At 45.0% G+C, this 16,011-nt stretch carries 12 protein-coding genes; 7 read left to right on the top strand and 5 right to left on the bottom strand.

What is annotated here, in order from left to right; genetic code table 11:
- Positions 1-228: 228 nt before the first annotated feature.
- Positions 229-381 carry a hypothetical protein gene (locus G630_RS24690; RefSeq protein WP_155829228.1) on the top strand — a complete coding sequence of 51 codons (153 nt, stop codon included), beginning with the start codon at positions 229-231 and terminating at the stop codon, positions 379-381.
- Between the two features lie 394 nt (positions 382-775).
- Here the strand turns inward: G630_RS24690 and G630_RS21625 are convergent, their stop codons facing one another.
- The 3 genes from G630_RS21625 to G630_RS0111425 form a co-directional block, all read right to left on the bottom strand.
- A complete protein-coding gene (locus G630_RS21625; RefSeq protein WP_049946183.1) occupies positions 776-2,521 on the bottom strand; it encodes a CotH kinase family protein in 1,746 nt (581 codons plus the stop codon).
- 13 nt (positions 2,522-2,534) lie between these two features.
- Positions 2,535-3,206, bottom strand: coding sequence for a DUF4956 domain-containing protein (locus tag G630_RS0111420; protein ID WP_026498641.1), 672 nt, complete (start codon positions 3,204-3,206; stop codon positions 2,535-2,537).
- A 64-nt stretch (positions 3,207-3,270) separates the two neighbouring features.
- A complete protein-coding gene (locus G630_RS0111425) occupies positions 3,271-3,966 on the bottom strand; it encodes a polyphosphate polymerase domain-containing protein (protein ID WP_026498642.1) in 696 nt (231 codons plus the stop codon).
- A gap of 245 nt (positions 3,967-4,211) precedes the next feature.
- On the opposite strand from G630_RS0111425, the gene G630_RS0111430 reads away from it, so the two are divergent.
- Positions 4,212-6,470, top strand: a complete 2,259-nt coding sequence (locus G630_RS0111430) for a glycoside hydrolase family 3 protein (RefSeq protein ID WP_026498643.1) — start codon at positions 4,212-4,214, stop codon at positions 6,468-6,470.
- 56 nt (positions 6,471-6,526) lie between these two features.
- Positions 6,527-7,921 (top strand): hypothetical protein, encoded by a 1,395-nt coding sequence (locus G630_RS0111435; RefSeq protein ID WP_026498644.1) that lies wholly within the window; start codon positions 6,527-6,529, stop codon positions 7,919-7,921.
- Between the two features lie 36 nt (positions 7,922-7,957).
- Here the strand turns inward: G630_RS0111435 and G630_RS0111440 are convergent, their stop codons facing one another.
- Together G630_RS0111440 and G630_RS0111445 are read right to left on the bottom strand one after the other, a co-directional pair.
- Positions 7,958-8,620, bottom strand: coding sequence for a methionine ABC transporter permease (locus tag G630_RS0111440; protein WP_022761544.1), 663 nt, complete (start codon positions 8,618-8,620; stop codon positions 7,958-7,960).
- On the bottom strand, positions 8,620-9,591 hold the full coding sequence (locus G630_RS0111445) for a methionine ABC transporter ATP-binding protein (protein WP_026498646.1): 972 nt from the start codon (positions 9,589-9,591) through the stop codon (positions 8,620-8,622). Before G630_RS0111445 ends, G630_RS0111440 begins: the two co-directional genes overlap by 1 nt.
- 123 nt (positions 9,592-9,714) lie before the next feature.
- On the opposite strand from G630_RS0111445, the gene G630_RS0111450 reads away from it, so the two are divergent.
- From G630_RS0111450 to G630_RS23625, 4 genes are all read left to right on the top strand, one after another.
- The gene (locus G630_RS0111450; RefSeq protein WP_026498647.1) at positions 9,715-10,236 is read left to right on the top strand and encodes a CinA family protein; all 522 of its coding nucleotides are present in this window, start codon (positions 9,715-9,717) and stop codon (positions 10,234-10,236) included.
- A 95-nt stretch (positions 10,237-10,331) separates the two neighbouring features.
- A complete protein-coding gene (locus G630_RS0111455; protein ID WP_022761547.1) occupies positions 10,332-10,937 on the top strand; it encodes a hypothetical protein in 606 nt (201 codons plus the stop codon).
- Between the two features lie 176 nt (positions 10,938-11,113).
- A complete protein-coding gene (locus tag G630_RS0111460) occupies positions 11,114-12,112 on the top strand; it encodes a MetQ/NlpA family ABC transporter substrate-binding protein (RefSeq protein ID WP_026498648.1) in 999 nt (332 codons plus the stop codon).
- Between the two features lie 183 nt (positions 12,113-12,295).
- Positions 12,296-15,994, top strand: coding sequence for a response regulator (locus G630_RS23625; RefSeq protein WP_026498649.1), 3,699 nt, complete (start codon positions 12,296-12,298; stop codon positions 15,992-15,994).
- The last annotated feature ends 17 nt before the right edge of the window (positions 15,995-16,011 follow it).

Genomic DNA, 16,011 nt, shown 5'->3' on the forward strand with positions numbered 1-16,011 from the left:
AAATCAAAACATGAAGAATTGTCATTGGGATTTACGGAAGGAAGTAAGTAAAAAGGAGAAGGTAAATCCAATGGAAGGAAAACACCAATAGGATTTATGTATGGGAGCTTTGTAAAGAGCTAAGATAAATCCAAACGCGAAGAATTGTTATTGGGATTTACGGAAGGAAGCAAGTAAAAAGGAGAAGGTAAATCCAGCAGAAGGAAATTGCCAATAGGATTTACGCGCGTGAGATTTGTAAAAAGCGAAGATAAATCCACCACAGGAAAAATGCCAATTGGATTTATGCGTGGGAGTTTTGTAAGAGCTGGAGATAAATCCAAACGCGAAGAAATTGTTGGAAGGATTTACGCATGGAAGCTAATAAAAGAAAAAAGGTAAATCCACCGGAGGAAAAATATTAAATGGATTTACGCAAAGGTCAGATAAGCGACTAAACAAGAAAATTAAGAGGCTAAACAGAAATTCAGAGGATAAAAAAGAGCCCCAACTGCATAAAAATCTCAGCTGGAACTCTTTATATTTATCTTCTGGCCCTATATTTCAGAGCTATAAATATTGCAACAAGTAATGATACACCGCATGCTGCGAGATATATCAGATTAGTGGGTGAGATGGTTGCTGCTGACATTCCTGAGAAGTCAGGGGGACCACCATTAGAGTCTCCACCGGGGAATCCTGAAGAGTCATCCCCGCCTGAGAAACCACCGCTTGGAGGACCGAAGGATTGCTTGCTGTCACTGCTATCTGAGCTCTGATCAGCATTTTCAGTATTCTAGCTGGCATCTTCTGAGCTTAGGCTTGTAATGTCAGTACTCTGAGCATCAGAAACTTCAGTTGAGTTCTGTTCTTCTGACTCAGAAGAACTATCACTGCCCGGAAATCCGCTCGGAGGTCCACCGCCGGGGCCGCCTCCCATGCCTCCGCCCATGGAACCCAGGTCGGAGAGTGTGATGGAGGATGCGTCTATCAGTGCATCAGGGTTGGATTCCTGCTCGGAATCTGTGGAACCTATAGTTCCGTCAAGCTGTTCCTGGATGCTCTGGCTGCGAAGCTCTACAAAGCTTCTTAAAGTTTCAACACCTTTGTCAAATTCCTCTGTAGTGCAGAACTTGGTAGGATCCTTATCAACATAGTCGCGAATCATCTCATAGGTTGTATCAATAAGATCTGTCATGTAACCGCTGGTATAGAATTGCGCGATGAAATCAGCAAAGTATTCATGATACATCTCAAGATATTCATCACAGGAGGTTATCCATGTGAACATAGGTCTGTCATTACTTCCTTCGGTAATGGAGAGAGGTGTATCAATGGGATCATTCACTGCTGCACTTGAATCGGAAGCCTGGAAGGTTCCGTAGGCAAGGTTATAATCCCAGGGAATCATTGACAAAATTCCGTCTTCCTCGTAGAGGTAGTAGTTGTGGATCATTGAACCTGTGTAGCTGTCGCCGTTAACCACAAAGTTATGAACTACCATGTATCTTAAAACCTTGTCTATATCTACAGCTTCAGCGATTTCTTCAGCATCCTGATTCTCGATTCCTTCATTCAGAGACTTAAGTGAATTAATAAGTCTCTTCTTATCGGACTTCTTAATAGTAGTCTTGGCACTGTTGAAAATGGTGGAATAGCTGTCAGTATCATCGTCTATGTACTGGAGCTTTGCATCAGAGCTTCCCATTCCGGAGCCGCCAAAACCGCCAAATCCTCCGCGGCCACCTGAACCACCGTGACCAAAACTGTGATCTCCATCAGAGGATTCACCGGATTCACTTGAACCTCCAGACTCATCGGAATCCTTATTCTCAAACGGATTCGGAATTCCCATCTTGTCAAAGTCCATGTTCTTCATATCGAAGTCGCCGCCGTTTCCTCGGCCGCCGCCCATGGTCATGGTATCGGGCTTGTAAAGCTCGCCATAGCTTGTACCGTTATTTCTCTCAAGGAAAGAACCTTCAACAGCCTCTACCGCAAGGTACAGTCCCCAGTCTTCACCGTTTACCGTGATGTAGGTGTAGCTTACAAGAGGAGCATCAACGCCGAATTCTCCCATGAGTTTGTAGGCCAGATAATCCTTCATCATGGTGTAATCCTGGATCAGATTATTCAGGCAAAGCTTATCAAGACCGTAGTAGTTATTGCTTGATTCATAAGCATCAAATTCTATTTTAAAACTGTATCTTTCACTATTTAACTGGGAAACAGTTGAAAGAGAAGTATTTCCCTTACATCTGATACCGACATTTTTCATGGTCTCTCCGTCAATCACAACGTCGGCCGCCGAGTACTCCTCAGATGCTGCATTAGCAATCAGACTTTCCCAGTCGTCTTCATCTATCTGAATATCTATTGTATGAACATAGCTGTCATCAAAGATTTTGTCGGTATATTCCATCGTAATCGAATCATCTGCGGCAATTCCGATGGAGGTACCGTTCATAAAAATTACTGTCACAAGAATCGCTAGGATAGTGATAAAGATACAGACTCTGTCTATATTCTTGTGTGTTGACATTGCTGGCTCCTTTTTATCCCATGTACTCGCCGTTGTAGCTTACAAGTACTGCGCTGTTGATGCCTTCCATATCTGCAAGTGCATTGATGAAATCTGTATTATCTTCTTTAAGTCTTACTTCGAGGTTCAGCTCAAGGCTACCCTTCTGTGCGCTCTTACTCTTAACAACCATACGATTTACAGTTCCCTTGATAAAATCGCAAGCTCTCTGCTCAGCCTCATGACCTGTGCAGTTAAGCACGATTATGTAGGGCATAAGATGTGATTTTCTGTTTGCGAATACGAGAAGGATGAGACCGATGATCACACTTCCGAAAACTGCGAGCGGGATAAAACCTGCTGCAAGGACGATACCTACCGCAATTGACCAGAACAGGAACGCGATGTCCAGGGGCTCTTTGATTGCTGCTCTGAAACGAACGATGGAAAGGGCACCGACCATACCAAGTGAAAGAACTACGTTACTGGTTACTGCCAGGATAACGAGTGTTGTGATCATTGTAAGTGCTACAAGTGTTACGCCAAAACTGGAGGAGTACATTACTCCCTGATAAGTCTTTTTGTAAATCAGAAAAATGAAAAGTCCTATTGCAAAAGCGAGCACCATGGCAAGTGCCATATCCAGGATGCTGATGCTGCTTACATTTTCCAGAAAGCTTGATTTAAAGATGTCATTGAAAGTCATTTTTTTAATTCTCCTTTTTTATGTCTGTTTTCTTATTTTTGAAAAACTGTTTAATGTTTGTTGTTTAATACTCACCATATCCATGATTTATCATGGGGATTCTGCAGGCCTCATATTTTGAGAACGCTCCGCCTCTTGCGTGTGGAAGCTGGACTACGTCCCTTATTATTTCTGGTAAAAATTCGTCCCATTTTACTTCCATGATGCAGATGCCCTTTGCTGCGGGAATCGTGATGCAATCGGTATCAAGAAAATCGGTGTTCCTTAATCCTGTCCGGATATCGTAATCAAGTGTAACCCTGACATTTCCGGGACCGTAGATAAAGGGCTCTCTTGTGTAATCAACGATTGTTTTGGGTTGAAGTCTTTCGGAAACCATTTTTGAGTAAAGCTCTTTTATCAAGGCATCTTCCGACTTCTCCATCCATCCGATGTCGCCGTTTACAATAGATTTTGCCTGATCCTCTGTGAGGTTTGCGGAAATCTTTGTTCCAAGACCGCCTACCTTGCACTTTTTTTCAAGGTGGATCACTGACTTGTTGCCGTTGTAGTATCTTATTCGGAATTTCTGCCTTCTGCTGACGCCCGCCTGCTTTTCAAGCAGTGCTTTGTCATTCGGGGTGTCAAAATACAAGCTTCTTATAAGATACTTTCCGTCTATAGCATGTTCGTCCGCTCTGGCGACTGCCCGGAGTCTTTGACGAATCGTGATCATATCCGCGGTGGTGATTTCGTGTTTTAATTCATGTCTGTACTTCACGGTGCCTCTCCCTTCTGTTTTAATCACTTTCGCAATTATATTCCGCTAACCTAAATCAAACCTAAAAGAAATTTAAGTTACAAATTTATTAGGATATATCTGAGGTTACGACGAGTACTTTAGAAGATTTTTTATAATGATTTTATGTAGAATTCATATATTTTTTAGCGAATTCTTTTATATGTTGAAACCTGCGTTGTTATAATTAGAAAGGTGGAAAAACAGCAAAAAAGGGGAGTACAAATATGATTAATTATAGTATTAAGGAAAATCAAAACGGACCAACTATCGGATACGTCAAGGCCGGCGTAATCGAGAAGGATGGTCTTTTTTTCAAGGATTCGGAAGGTACAGGTGAACTCCTTCCTTACGAGGATTGGAGACTGTCACCTGAGGAGAGGGCTAAGGATCTGGCATCAAGGCTTTCAGTTGAAGAGATAGCGGGCCTTATGATGTACAGTGCTCACCAGATAGTGCCTGCAGAGGCAGGAGGGTGGTTCGGAGCTACCTATAACGGCGGAAAAGCCTTTGAAGAGAGCGGCGCAGCGCCTTCTGATCTGACAGACCAGCAGAGGAAGTTTTTGACAGAGGATCACGTGAGATATGTTCTTGCGATGATGCTGAAAAACGGCGAGATTGCAGCTAACTGGAACAACGAGATGCAGGCGCTCTGCGAGGAGATGCCACATGCAATTCCGGTTAATATAAGTACGGATCCAAGACACGGTGCCGGAAGTGCCTCCGCTGAATTTAAAACCGAAGCGAAGGATACCAGCAAATGGCCGCTGGGACTTGGACTTGCCGCTACCTTTTCACCGGAGCTTGTAAAAAGGTTTGCGAGAGTCGCAGCCAACGAGTATCGCGCTCTGGGAATTACAACGGAACTCGGACCGCAGATAGATCTTGGAACAGAGCCCAGATGGATGAGAGTTCCCGATACCTGGGGACCTTGTTCTAAGCTTGCCACGGATTATGCGAAGGCATATTGCGAGGGACTCCAGACCGATCCCGACGCTGTAAGCGGCGATGGGAAGACTAAAGGCGGCTGGGGCAGCAAGAGTGTGGCAGCCATGGTTAAGCACTGGCCGGGCGGCGGTCCCTGCGAGTCCGGAAGGGATGCCCATTACGGCTTTGGAAAATTCGCAGTATATCCGGGTAGCAATTTTGAGGAACACTTAAAGCCCTTTCTTGAGGGTGCCTTCAAGCTTGACGGCGGCACCAAGGAAGCTTCTTCCGTGATGCCCTATTACACAGTGAGTTATGGAGTGGATCCCTCCGGCAAGAACGTCGGAAACAGCTACAGCAAATATATAATCGGGGATCTCCTTCGAGATAAATGCGGCTATAAGGGAATTGTCTGCACGGACTGGGGAATCACCGCAGATCCCGATCCGGAGATGGATTCCTTCGGTTCAAGATGTTACGGAACAGAGGACCTTAGCGAAGCCGAGAGACATCTTCAGATAATTGAAAACGGCGTCGATCAGTTCGGCGGCAATAACAACATAGTCCCTATCCTTGAGGCATATCGCATAGGCTGCGAGCGCCACGGTGAGGAGGCTATGAGAAAGCGCTTTGAGGAGAGTGCGCAGAGACTTCTTGTTAACAGCTTCAGGTGCGGACTATTTGAGAATCCTTATCTTGATGCGAATAAGAGCAAGGAAATCCTCGGCTGCGACGAGTATGTGGAAGAGGGGTTCAAGGCACAGCTTCAGAGTATTGTTATGGTGAAAAATAGCGGGGTACTTCCTATAGAAAGTGGCGCTGCTTCCGGCTCTGCTCAGGCAGGTGTTACCAGGAAGAAGGTTTACATACCGGATCGCCATATCGACGAGCACAAGGGCTTTATGCGTTTTATGGAAAAAGCGCTTGATATCCCCGGAGCAAAGCAGGAAGATGTGGAGCCTTTTTATGAAGTAACGAAGGATGCGGCAGAGGCCGACTTTGCAATCTGCTTCATCGAGAGCCCCATCAGTGACGGCTACACAAAGGAGACAGGCTACAGACCTGTGACACTGCAGTACAGGGAGTATACTGCAACTGCTTCCAGAGCAGAGAGCATCGGTCAGGGTGACTTCAGGGAAAAAGAGAATCCGAATCGTTCCTACCTTGGAAAATCAAATAAGGCAGCCAACGAGAGCGATCTTGATGCGGTAATCGAAACCAAAAAGAAGATGGGTGATAAGCCCGTAATCGTGGTCATCCGCATGAACAATCCCTGCATGGTTTCTGAGTTTGAGGAGTATGCTGATGCGATTCTTGTAAACTTCGGAGTGGAGACTAAGGCTGCACTTACTGTTATCGGCGGTGGCTACGAGCCTACAGCCATGCTTCCCGTGCAGATTCCGAAGGACATGGAGACAGTGGAGAAGCACTGTGAGGACAAGCCTTTTGACTACGAACCTTACAAGGATTCTCTTGGGAATGTGTATGACTTCGGCTTCGGCCTTAACTGGAGCGGTGTAATTAAGGACGAACGTTTTAATAAGTATGTGAAAGGATGAATGGTCTGAAAAGATGAATTGCCCAAAGGGGTACGTTTTCCGAAAGGAGGGGGATTATGTTTAAGTTAAGGAAGTACTTCACGGTGATTTTTTTACCGGTATTGTTTCTGTCGTTCATGATGCAGGACAGTGCGTCAGCTGCGACTCCGAAGCAGACGACGGCGACGGTGAGCAGACCGGTGCTGACTAAAACGTCAACAGCATCAAAGGCTGCTTCCGATGAAGATTTTATAGGCATTTGGAAGTATGACGATGTTTCGGTCTATATCACCATTGAAAAAGATAAGACCTGGAGTGCAACTAACGTCTACCGCATGAAAGTTGATGGCGGAACTTATGAGATTGATGGAGACAAAATCACCCTCACTTTTGATTCAGACGGAGCAAAAGACAGCTATACACTTAATAAGAGTGGGAAGCTTGTCGATGTAGGCGGATCGGAGCTCAATAAAGTAGATGAGATGGTGCTGCTCCCGGCGCCAGAGGATAAGCTGACGCAGATGACCAGCTTCCCTGATAAATTCGACAGCGTTGATATCTACTATCCTGAACACATGCTTACATCACCAAGAAAAGACATATCCCACGCCTTGAATTTTTATCCTGAACATGGGAAAGGCACGGTGGATTATTACAGCAGCATAGTTGTTATGTTCCAGCCTCTTACCGAGGAATTCGACCGGGATCTCAAGTACGGCTCAGCCATTGGAAAAAAGGTCATGGGCTACGTGCTGGAAGATTTCATCAAGCTTTACTATGAGAAAAAGCTTGTAAAATACATAGGCTCGGATTTCAAGGATTGCGGAAATTACTACAGCATTAAAGGATACCTGTGGCTTGACGGAACTGTCTTTAAGCAGGAACTTGACTATCCGGTGCGCGGCGTTATCGAACTTCGCTATTTTGGCCCTACAGGATATGCGCTTGCTTCCATAGCAATCGCAACAGAGAAACGTGTTGAGAATTATGCGCAGATAGCAGAGAAAATGCTTGATAGCTGTACCTATAAGAACGACTGGACTACTTCTCCCAAGGCAGTCCCTCCGCAGCCCGCAACAGCGAAAAGCTCAAAGAAGAGTTCAAGTAAGAGCAGTAAGAAGAGCTCCGGTAAGAGCTCAAAAAATTCAGGTGGAAGCGATCCCGGAGATTACGGCACCGCATATTATTGGACCGATTCCGATGGAGATGTCTGGTACTGGAACGGCTATGAGAATCAGTTTATAAGCTATGGCTCAGACGGCTATGTAGACGATGACGGTTCCTACTATGAATCGAATGACGCTTATGAGGAGCCCACTTACTACTATGATGACTACGATGCGTATACCGAATGGAACAGCTCCAGCTATGATGATTACGATAGCGACTATGGTGGCTACAGTGACTACAGCGAAGACTACTATGGCGGTGATGACTATGGCGGCTACGACTACGGCTACACCGACTGGTAAAAAACAGGCCCGTGGGGAATCCCACGGGCCGTCCTATTATGACATTTTTTTATACATGTAGTTGCCGAGCATCTGGATTGCCTGCACGAATGCTATAAGGATAATCGAGCAGACGATCAGGTAGTCGGTCTTGTACTGCTGGTAACCGTAACGGATTGCGATGTCACCGATACCGCCGCCGCCGACTGTGCCGGCCATTGCGGAATAACCGATAAGTGAGATTACCAGAAGAACCACACCGTTGAGCATTCTCGGAATTGATTCCTTTACATAAACCCTCATCAGAATCTGGAAGTTCGAAGCTCCGAATGACCTTGCAGCCTCGATGACTCCGGGATTTGTCTCGCGAAGACTTGTCTCAAATACCCTTGCAATGTAAGGAATTGCGGATACCGTAAGAGGCACGATGGAAGCTGTGGTTCCGATCGATTTTCCCACACACATTCTGGTGAAAGGAATGAGAATAACCAGAAGAATGATGAACGGAAAACTTCTGAATACATTTACGATAAAACTCAGAACCTCATAAACAATCTTGTTGGGCTTAAGGCCGTCGGGCGCTGTAAGCGTTAAGATGATTGCGGGGATGAACCCGATTATTACTGAAAAAAGCGTTGACCAGAACACCATGTAAAGCGTCTGCTTGAATGCATTTAAAATGATACCGGTCATTCCGCTGTTTGATAAAATTCCGGACATTATTTGATTACCTCCCATGTAACATCTTTTTTATCAAGAAAAGCACAGACATCGTCCAGATCTTCTTCCTGAATATTGAGGACGAGACTTCCGTAAACATCCTCTCTGAAATCCTCGAGCTTAGCCCAGCAGATATTGAAATCGCGGTGAAGCTCCTGTGACATCATTGTAACGATGGGACGCTGATTGCCTTCACCATAGAAAAAGAGCTTAATGTTGAGCCCCGTTGTAGGAAGCTTGTCGCTCTCTTCACGAAGGAAATCTCTGATCTCACGCTCTTTTGGCCAAACGAAGAGTTTCTCGGGCTGTCCTACTGAGAGCACCTGACCGTTACTTAAAAATGCAACCTTTTTACAAATCTGCTTAACTACTTCCATCTGGTGAGTTACCACTATAATTGTGATGCCCATCTCCTGGTTGATCTTCTGAAGAAGAGCAAGTATGCCCTTTGTGATCTCGGGATCGAGCGCACTTGTGGCCTCATCGCAGAGAAGGAATTCAGGATCAAGCACCAGAGCTCTTGCGATAGCTACGCGCTGCTTCTGACCGCCAGAGAGTTCACGCGGCTTTGCATGAACCTTCTCCTCAAGTCCTACAAGCTTTATGAGCTTCAAAATCTTTTCCTTCGCCTCGGGAGTATTAGTGTTCATGCCCCAGAACTTCATGGGAAGCGCCACGTTCTGATATACATCAAGTCTCTCGAGAAGATTGAAGCTCTGGAAAATCATGCCCATTCTCTTCTGAAGAAGACGCAGAGACTTTTTATCTCTAATATTAACTTCCTGCCCGTCCACGGTTATGATACCCGAATCATAGGACTCGAGCCCGTTGATGCAGCGAAGAAGCGTCGATTTCCCAGCGCCGCTCTGACCGATGATACCGAAAATCTCGTGATCCTCGATCTCCATTGATATTCCTTTAAGAACTTCCGTGTTTTTAAAGGATTTTTTTACATCTTCGATTTTTATCATTTGAAAAACATCCTTAATTAATCATTATTGTGTTGGAACACACTACTGTATTTTACAATAAGCTGTTTGATGATGGAAGTGTTTCATTTTATAATTGAAATAGCAATTTTGTAGGCTTCGGGGATGAAAGAACTAATTATGCAGACCAAAGAAAACCAGATCAGACAAAAATATGAAAAAATAACAAAGACGCTAATAGAGAAGCACCTGACAATTACTACCATGGAGAGCTGTACGGCGGGGATGGTGGCGTCTCTTTTAACAGATACAGAAGGCTCGTCGGCGGTGCTGAGAGGGGCGTTTATCACCTACAGCAATGAAGCCAAGATAATGCAGGGAGTGCCGGCAGAAATAATTGAAAAGTACGGAGTGTACTCCGAAGAAACAGCGAGGGCTATGGCGGCAGCATGCAGAAAAGCCTACGGAGCTGACTTCGGGATAGGTGTGACCGGTACTATGGGAAATGCCGATCCGGAGAACAACGACAGCGTTCCGGGAGAAGTTTATTTTGCAATTGCAAGCGAAAAAGGACCGGAGTCATTTAGCAGGACTCTTGATCCTGAAGCGACAAGAAAAGCATATAAGCTTGTTGTGTGTGACATGATAGCGGATGAACTTATAAGAGAGTTATGGCAAACACTTTAGATTTTGGAATCTTCATTCAAAATCTAATCTGTGATATCATCTATTTATAGATTTAAAAATTACCTTTTCTTATTTCGAAAGGAGCTTTTTTTCTTATGAGTGTGTCACTAATATTTGAAATCATCGGTTATGTGGGATCAGCTCTGGTGCTGCTTTCATTCATGATGGTATCTGTCTACAAGCTTAGGATTGTAAACATGATGGGAAGTCTTGTATGTGTGATTTATGGACTTTTGATTCATGCATATCCTACGGTTGTCATGAATCTGGCGCTTGTCGCAATCAATATCTACTATCTTACCAAGATGAGAAGTACTGATAAAAACTATGATCTTGTCAGGGTATCGGGCGATGAAGGCCTTACAAAGTACATGATAGATCTATATAAGGAAGATATAGCGAAGTGCTTCCCCGGGATTTCCATGGATTTCAAGGATGTAAACTGCGGTTTTGTGGTTTGCCACAAAGGAACTCCTGCCGGAATTCTGCTGGGTAACCTCAAGGATCACATACTTGATATAAAGCTTGACTATTCCATTCCGGAATACCGCGACTTCTCTATCGGCGAATTTTTGATGTCCAATCTCATACACGAGGGCATTGATAAACTGGTCTACAACGGCTCGGATGAGCATCACAAGGCCTATCTTAGGAAAACCGGTTTCGTGGAGAAAAAGGGACATTACGAGAGAACACTGTAAAAAAATTGGGTCGGACTTCTTATACGGAGTCCGACCTTTTTATAGCTTCCGATTACTATTTCTTATCGGAAAATGGGTTGATTTTATAACGGTCAGGGATTAAAGTTAATAATCATATCTGACATATAAAAACCCGCTTTAATTATAGGGGCGGATTTAAGAGGAGGACAAAAGTTATGAAAAAGAAGTTTTTGACAAGTATTTTACTTTCTACAGTGCTTACATTTGGCGCTCTTACAGGTTGCGCAGGCTCATCTGCCGGTGACGCAGCAGGAACTGCAGAAAGTACAGAAACCGCCACAGAGGCAGAGAGCACAGAAGAGGCTACAGAAGCAGAGAGCACAGAAGAGGCTACAGAGGCAGAGAGCACAGAAGAGAGTGCTGATGTCACAGCAGCTCCCGCAGACGGCGACAATAAGATTGTAGTTGGTGCTACACCCGTTCCTCACGCAGAGATCCTTGACAACATTCTTAAGGATGTTCTTGCAAAGGATGGTTGGGAACTCGAGACAGTTGTATTTAACGACTACGTACTTCCCAATACTTCACTTGAAGAGGGTGAGCTTGATGCCAACTACTTCCAGACACTTGGCTACATGAATCAGCAGAACGAGGATGCAGGTCTTCACCTTGCAGCAGTAGCAGGCGTTCACATCGAGCCCATGGGTATCTACTCCGAGAAGTACACAGCTCTTGCTGATATTCCGGACGGCGGTTCAATCGGTATCCCGAACGATCCCGACAACGGTGAGCGTGCTATCGATCTTCTTGTTCAGAAGGGCCTTCTTACATCAAAGGGCGGCTTTGGTACAGACGACAACTACACAGAGGATGCACTTACAAAGGATGCTGAGGCAAACCCGCACGGCTATGTGATCACACCTCTTGAGGCAGCATCACTTCCGCTTTCACTTCCCGATCTTGACGCTGCAGCGATCAACGGAAACTATGCTCTTGAGGCAGGTCTTCCGGATTCACATCCCGCTCTTGATATCGAGGAGTTTGACGATGAGACAACTGTAAAGAGAACCAACTTCCTTGTAGTTAAGCAGGGCAACGAGGATTCTGCCAAGATTCAGGCTCTTGTAAAAGCACTTCAGTCCGACGAGGTTAAGGCATACATCGACGAGACCTATAAGGGCGCGGTTATCTCTTCATTCATTGATGGACAGTAATTAAAAAACATATAAACGATTTAAGCCAATATTAGAAATCACTCCTACCTTAAAAACGCTAAGAGTAGTGCGAAAAAGCATTACTTTTAGTGTTTTTTTATTTTGGTTTAATATATTTTTTCATAAAAAACAGTTAAGATATAAAAGGAGAATACTGCAAACCGCTGATTGAAGGGGGTTTTCATGCAAAAAAACAAGTTGTTCACCGATGATCTTACTGCAATAATACCTTCTGAGGAAAAGATGTCTGCAATGGAATGGCTTGCAGAGCAGATGCCCGGAGGATTTTTCATATACCGCGCAGATGATTCCACTGAGCTTTTATATGTAAACAGTTCGGTCTGTGATATCTTCGGATGCAGCAGTGTGGATGAATTCAGGAAATATACCGGCAATACCTTCAAGGGAATGGTTCACCCGGATGACTATGACAGCATTCAGTCATCTATAGATAACCAGATAGCCATGAACTCAAACTCAAGACACATGGACTATGTGGTATACAGAATAATCAGAAAAGACGGAACCATACGCTGGGTTGATGATTACGGTCACTTTGCGACTCTCCCGGGCTTTGGTGATGTTTATTATGTTTTCATAGGTGATATCACAGAGACCAAGCTCGCCAAAGAAGAGACTGAGAGAGCCAATACCCTTGCAATTGCTCTTGAAGAAGCTGAACAGGCGAATGTAGCAAAGAGCGCATTTTTATCAAATATGAGTCATGAGATCCGCACTCCCATTACGGCCATTCTCGGCATGAACGAGATGATACAAAGAGAGGCGGAGGATTCAGCCATACTGGATTATTCCGAAAACATCAGGAAGGCCGGGGTTAGTCTTCTTGGAATCATCAGTGATATTCTGGACTTTTCCAAGATAGAGACCGGCAAAATGGAATTGCAATGCGAAAAGTATGCTCCGGATGCACTTATCAGAGATCTTTACAATCTTATCAGATTCAGGGCTGAGGCCAAGGGACTGACTCTGCATTTTGAAATCGATTCAGAAATTCCCAAAGAACTTATAGGAGACGAAATCCGCATAAAGCAGATAATAACGAACATTCTCACTAATGCCGTGAAGTATACGGAGGAGGGAAGCGTCAATTTTGCGATGAAGCTGAAGGAGAAGAGTTCGGACTTCGTCACCATGGAGATATCCGTAACCGATACCGGAATCGGAATCAAAAAAGAGGATATAGACAAGCTCTTTGAGCCCTTTGACAGACTTGATCCCAAAAAGACGAGAAGCATAGAAGGCTCGGGACTTGGACTTTCAATCACCAGGCAGCTCCTTTCGCTTATGGACAGTGAACTCAAGGTGGAGAGCACTTATAAAAAGGGTTCAAAGTTTTATTTCACCCTGACTCAGAAGATTGGAAATGACACACCTATAGGTGATATAACGGAGGAATTCCTGCTTCACGATAACTCCGGACAAGCGCATGGACAGACTTCGTTTATTGCTCCGGGCATGAGGCTTCTTGTCGTGGATGATACGCCGATGAACCTCCAGGTTATTGCGGGGCTTTTGAAGCGCACAAGAATGCATATAGATGTGGCAAGCAGCGGCGCAGAATGCATAGAAAAATTCGGGGCCGAGCACTACGACATGGTCTTTTTGGACTATCGTATGCCGCATATGAACGGGATAGAGACCCTCACAGAGATAAAGAACAAATACCCCGAGAAGTTTGAGAAGACACCTATAATCTCTCTCACCGCCAGTGCGGTTTCGGGGGACAAGGAAAAAATGCTCTCCGCCGGTTTTACCGATTACCTGACAAAGCCGGTAAACATCGACGAGATGGAGCGCATGATGTGCAAATATCTGCCTGACGATTCTGTCTTCATGATAGGTGATGAGGTAAATGATGAAACGGCGAAGCTTCCGAAAATCGCTTTTGACTATCCGGAGCTTGATCCTGCGAAAGGTATCGAGTATTGCGGCGATGCAGAGGATTACATCTATGCTCTTGAAACCTATGAGATGTCTGTTGATGCCAAGGCGGAGCAGATAGAAAACAGCCTGAAAGATGATGATATGGATGCATATGTTCTAAATGTGCATTCACTTAAGAGTACTTCCTCTGCCATAGGTGCCGTGAGCATGTTTGAAAAAGCGAAGGCGTTGGAAATGGCTGGAAAGGATAAGGATTTTGCAACAATTCAGAGGGACACTCCGTTCCTTATAAAAGAATACAAAGAGCTAAAGGCTATCATTCACAGGATCATACAGAATTATGAGGCAAATGATGAGACTGCAGCAAAGCCTCTGGATGTTGTTGAAGAAGCAAGAAGTCAAATGCTGGCTAAAGCTCTGGAGGAAGCGGAGCATGCCAATATGGCGAAGACGGCCTTTTTATCCAATATGAGTCATGAGATAAGAACGCCTATGAATGCCATTATCGGACTTGATAACATCGCGCTCAAAAATCCTGATATCGACAGCGAGACAAGAGATATACTGGTGAAGATTGGTGCCAGCGCAAAGCACCTGCTATCACTTATAAATGACATCCTTGATATAAGCAGAGTTGAGTCGGGGAAAGCCAAACTTAAGAATGAGGAATTTTCATTCGGAAATATGCTTGAGCAGATAAATACCATGACTGAGTCCCAGTGTAAGGATAAAGGTCTTGTGTTTGATTGTCTGGTAAAAGGCCACATGGACGACTTTTACGTCGGCGATGAGATGAAGATGAAGCAGGTGGTCATAAATGTCCTCGGTAATGCCGTGAAATACACACCGGCTCCGGGAAAGGTGACTTTCACTGTTGAAGAGACAGAGCGCACGGATGATAGAGCTGTTGTCAGATTTGTCATAAAGGATACCGGCGTTGGAATGGATGCTGATTATATTCCGAAGATCTTTGAGCCCTTCTCACAGGAAAAAGAGGGAACAAGCAACCAGTACGGCAGTACCGGGCTGGGAATGGCCATCACCAAGAATATAGTTGATATGATGTGTGGTCAGATCGAAGTGCAGTCTGAAAAGGGGAAAGGCTCTGAATTTACCATAACCATACCTCTCGGAATAAGCAAAAAAGAGATAGGAGAGGCAGGCTTTGATCCGACTACTTTGACCACACTTATAGTTGATGATGACGCTACTGCCTGTGAACATGCAAAGATGGTGCTTGCAAGGATTGGCATTGAGGCAGACTACGTCCTGTCGGGCAAGGAAGCCTTGACTGCCATGGAAAAGAAGGAATCCCTCAAGTCACCTTACAAACTTGTACTGTTGGATTGGAGGATGCCGCAAATGGACGGTGTCGAACTCACGAGGGCGATCAGAAAGCGCTATGGCGATGAGGACATTACTGTTATATTAACGACCTACAACTGGGACGACATCATGGAAGAAGCTCTGGATGCCGGAGTCGATGCATTTATGGCCAAGCCGCTCTTTGCAGGAAGCATTCAGCAGGAACTTAAAAAGATCGTGGAGGGAAGCAGAGAAAAGAGCAGGGGGAATGCACACAAGGCTTCGCTTACCGGAAGAAAGATACTGCTTGCCGAGGACATGAATATCAATGCCCAGATCATGAAGCAGATTCTGAAAATGAAGGAAATAAGCGCTGATGTTGCAACCAACGGAGAAGAGGCGGTAAAGCTTTTTGAAGGAAGTGATGTGTCCCACTATGATGCCATTCTTATGGACATCAGGATGCCTGTAATGAACGGACTTGAAGCAACGAAGGCGATAAGAGCCCTGGGCAGGGAGGATGCGGCGAAAATACCGATCATTGCACTTACAGCCAATGCTTTTGACGAAGATGTACAGCTGTCTCTGGATGCGGGGATGAATGCGCACCTGTCCAAGCCCATCGAACCGGATGCCCTTTTCGGGACGCTGGAAAAACTGATAACTGACTGATTACAAATGAGGAGGTT

This window comes from Butyrivibrio sp. WCD2001 (assembly GCF_000424485.1).
Lineage (GTDB): Bacteria > Bacillota > Clostridia > Lachnospirales > Lachnospiraceae > Butyrivibrio.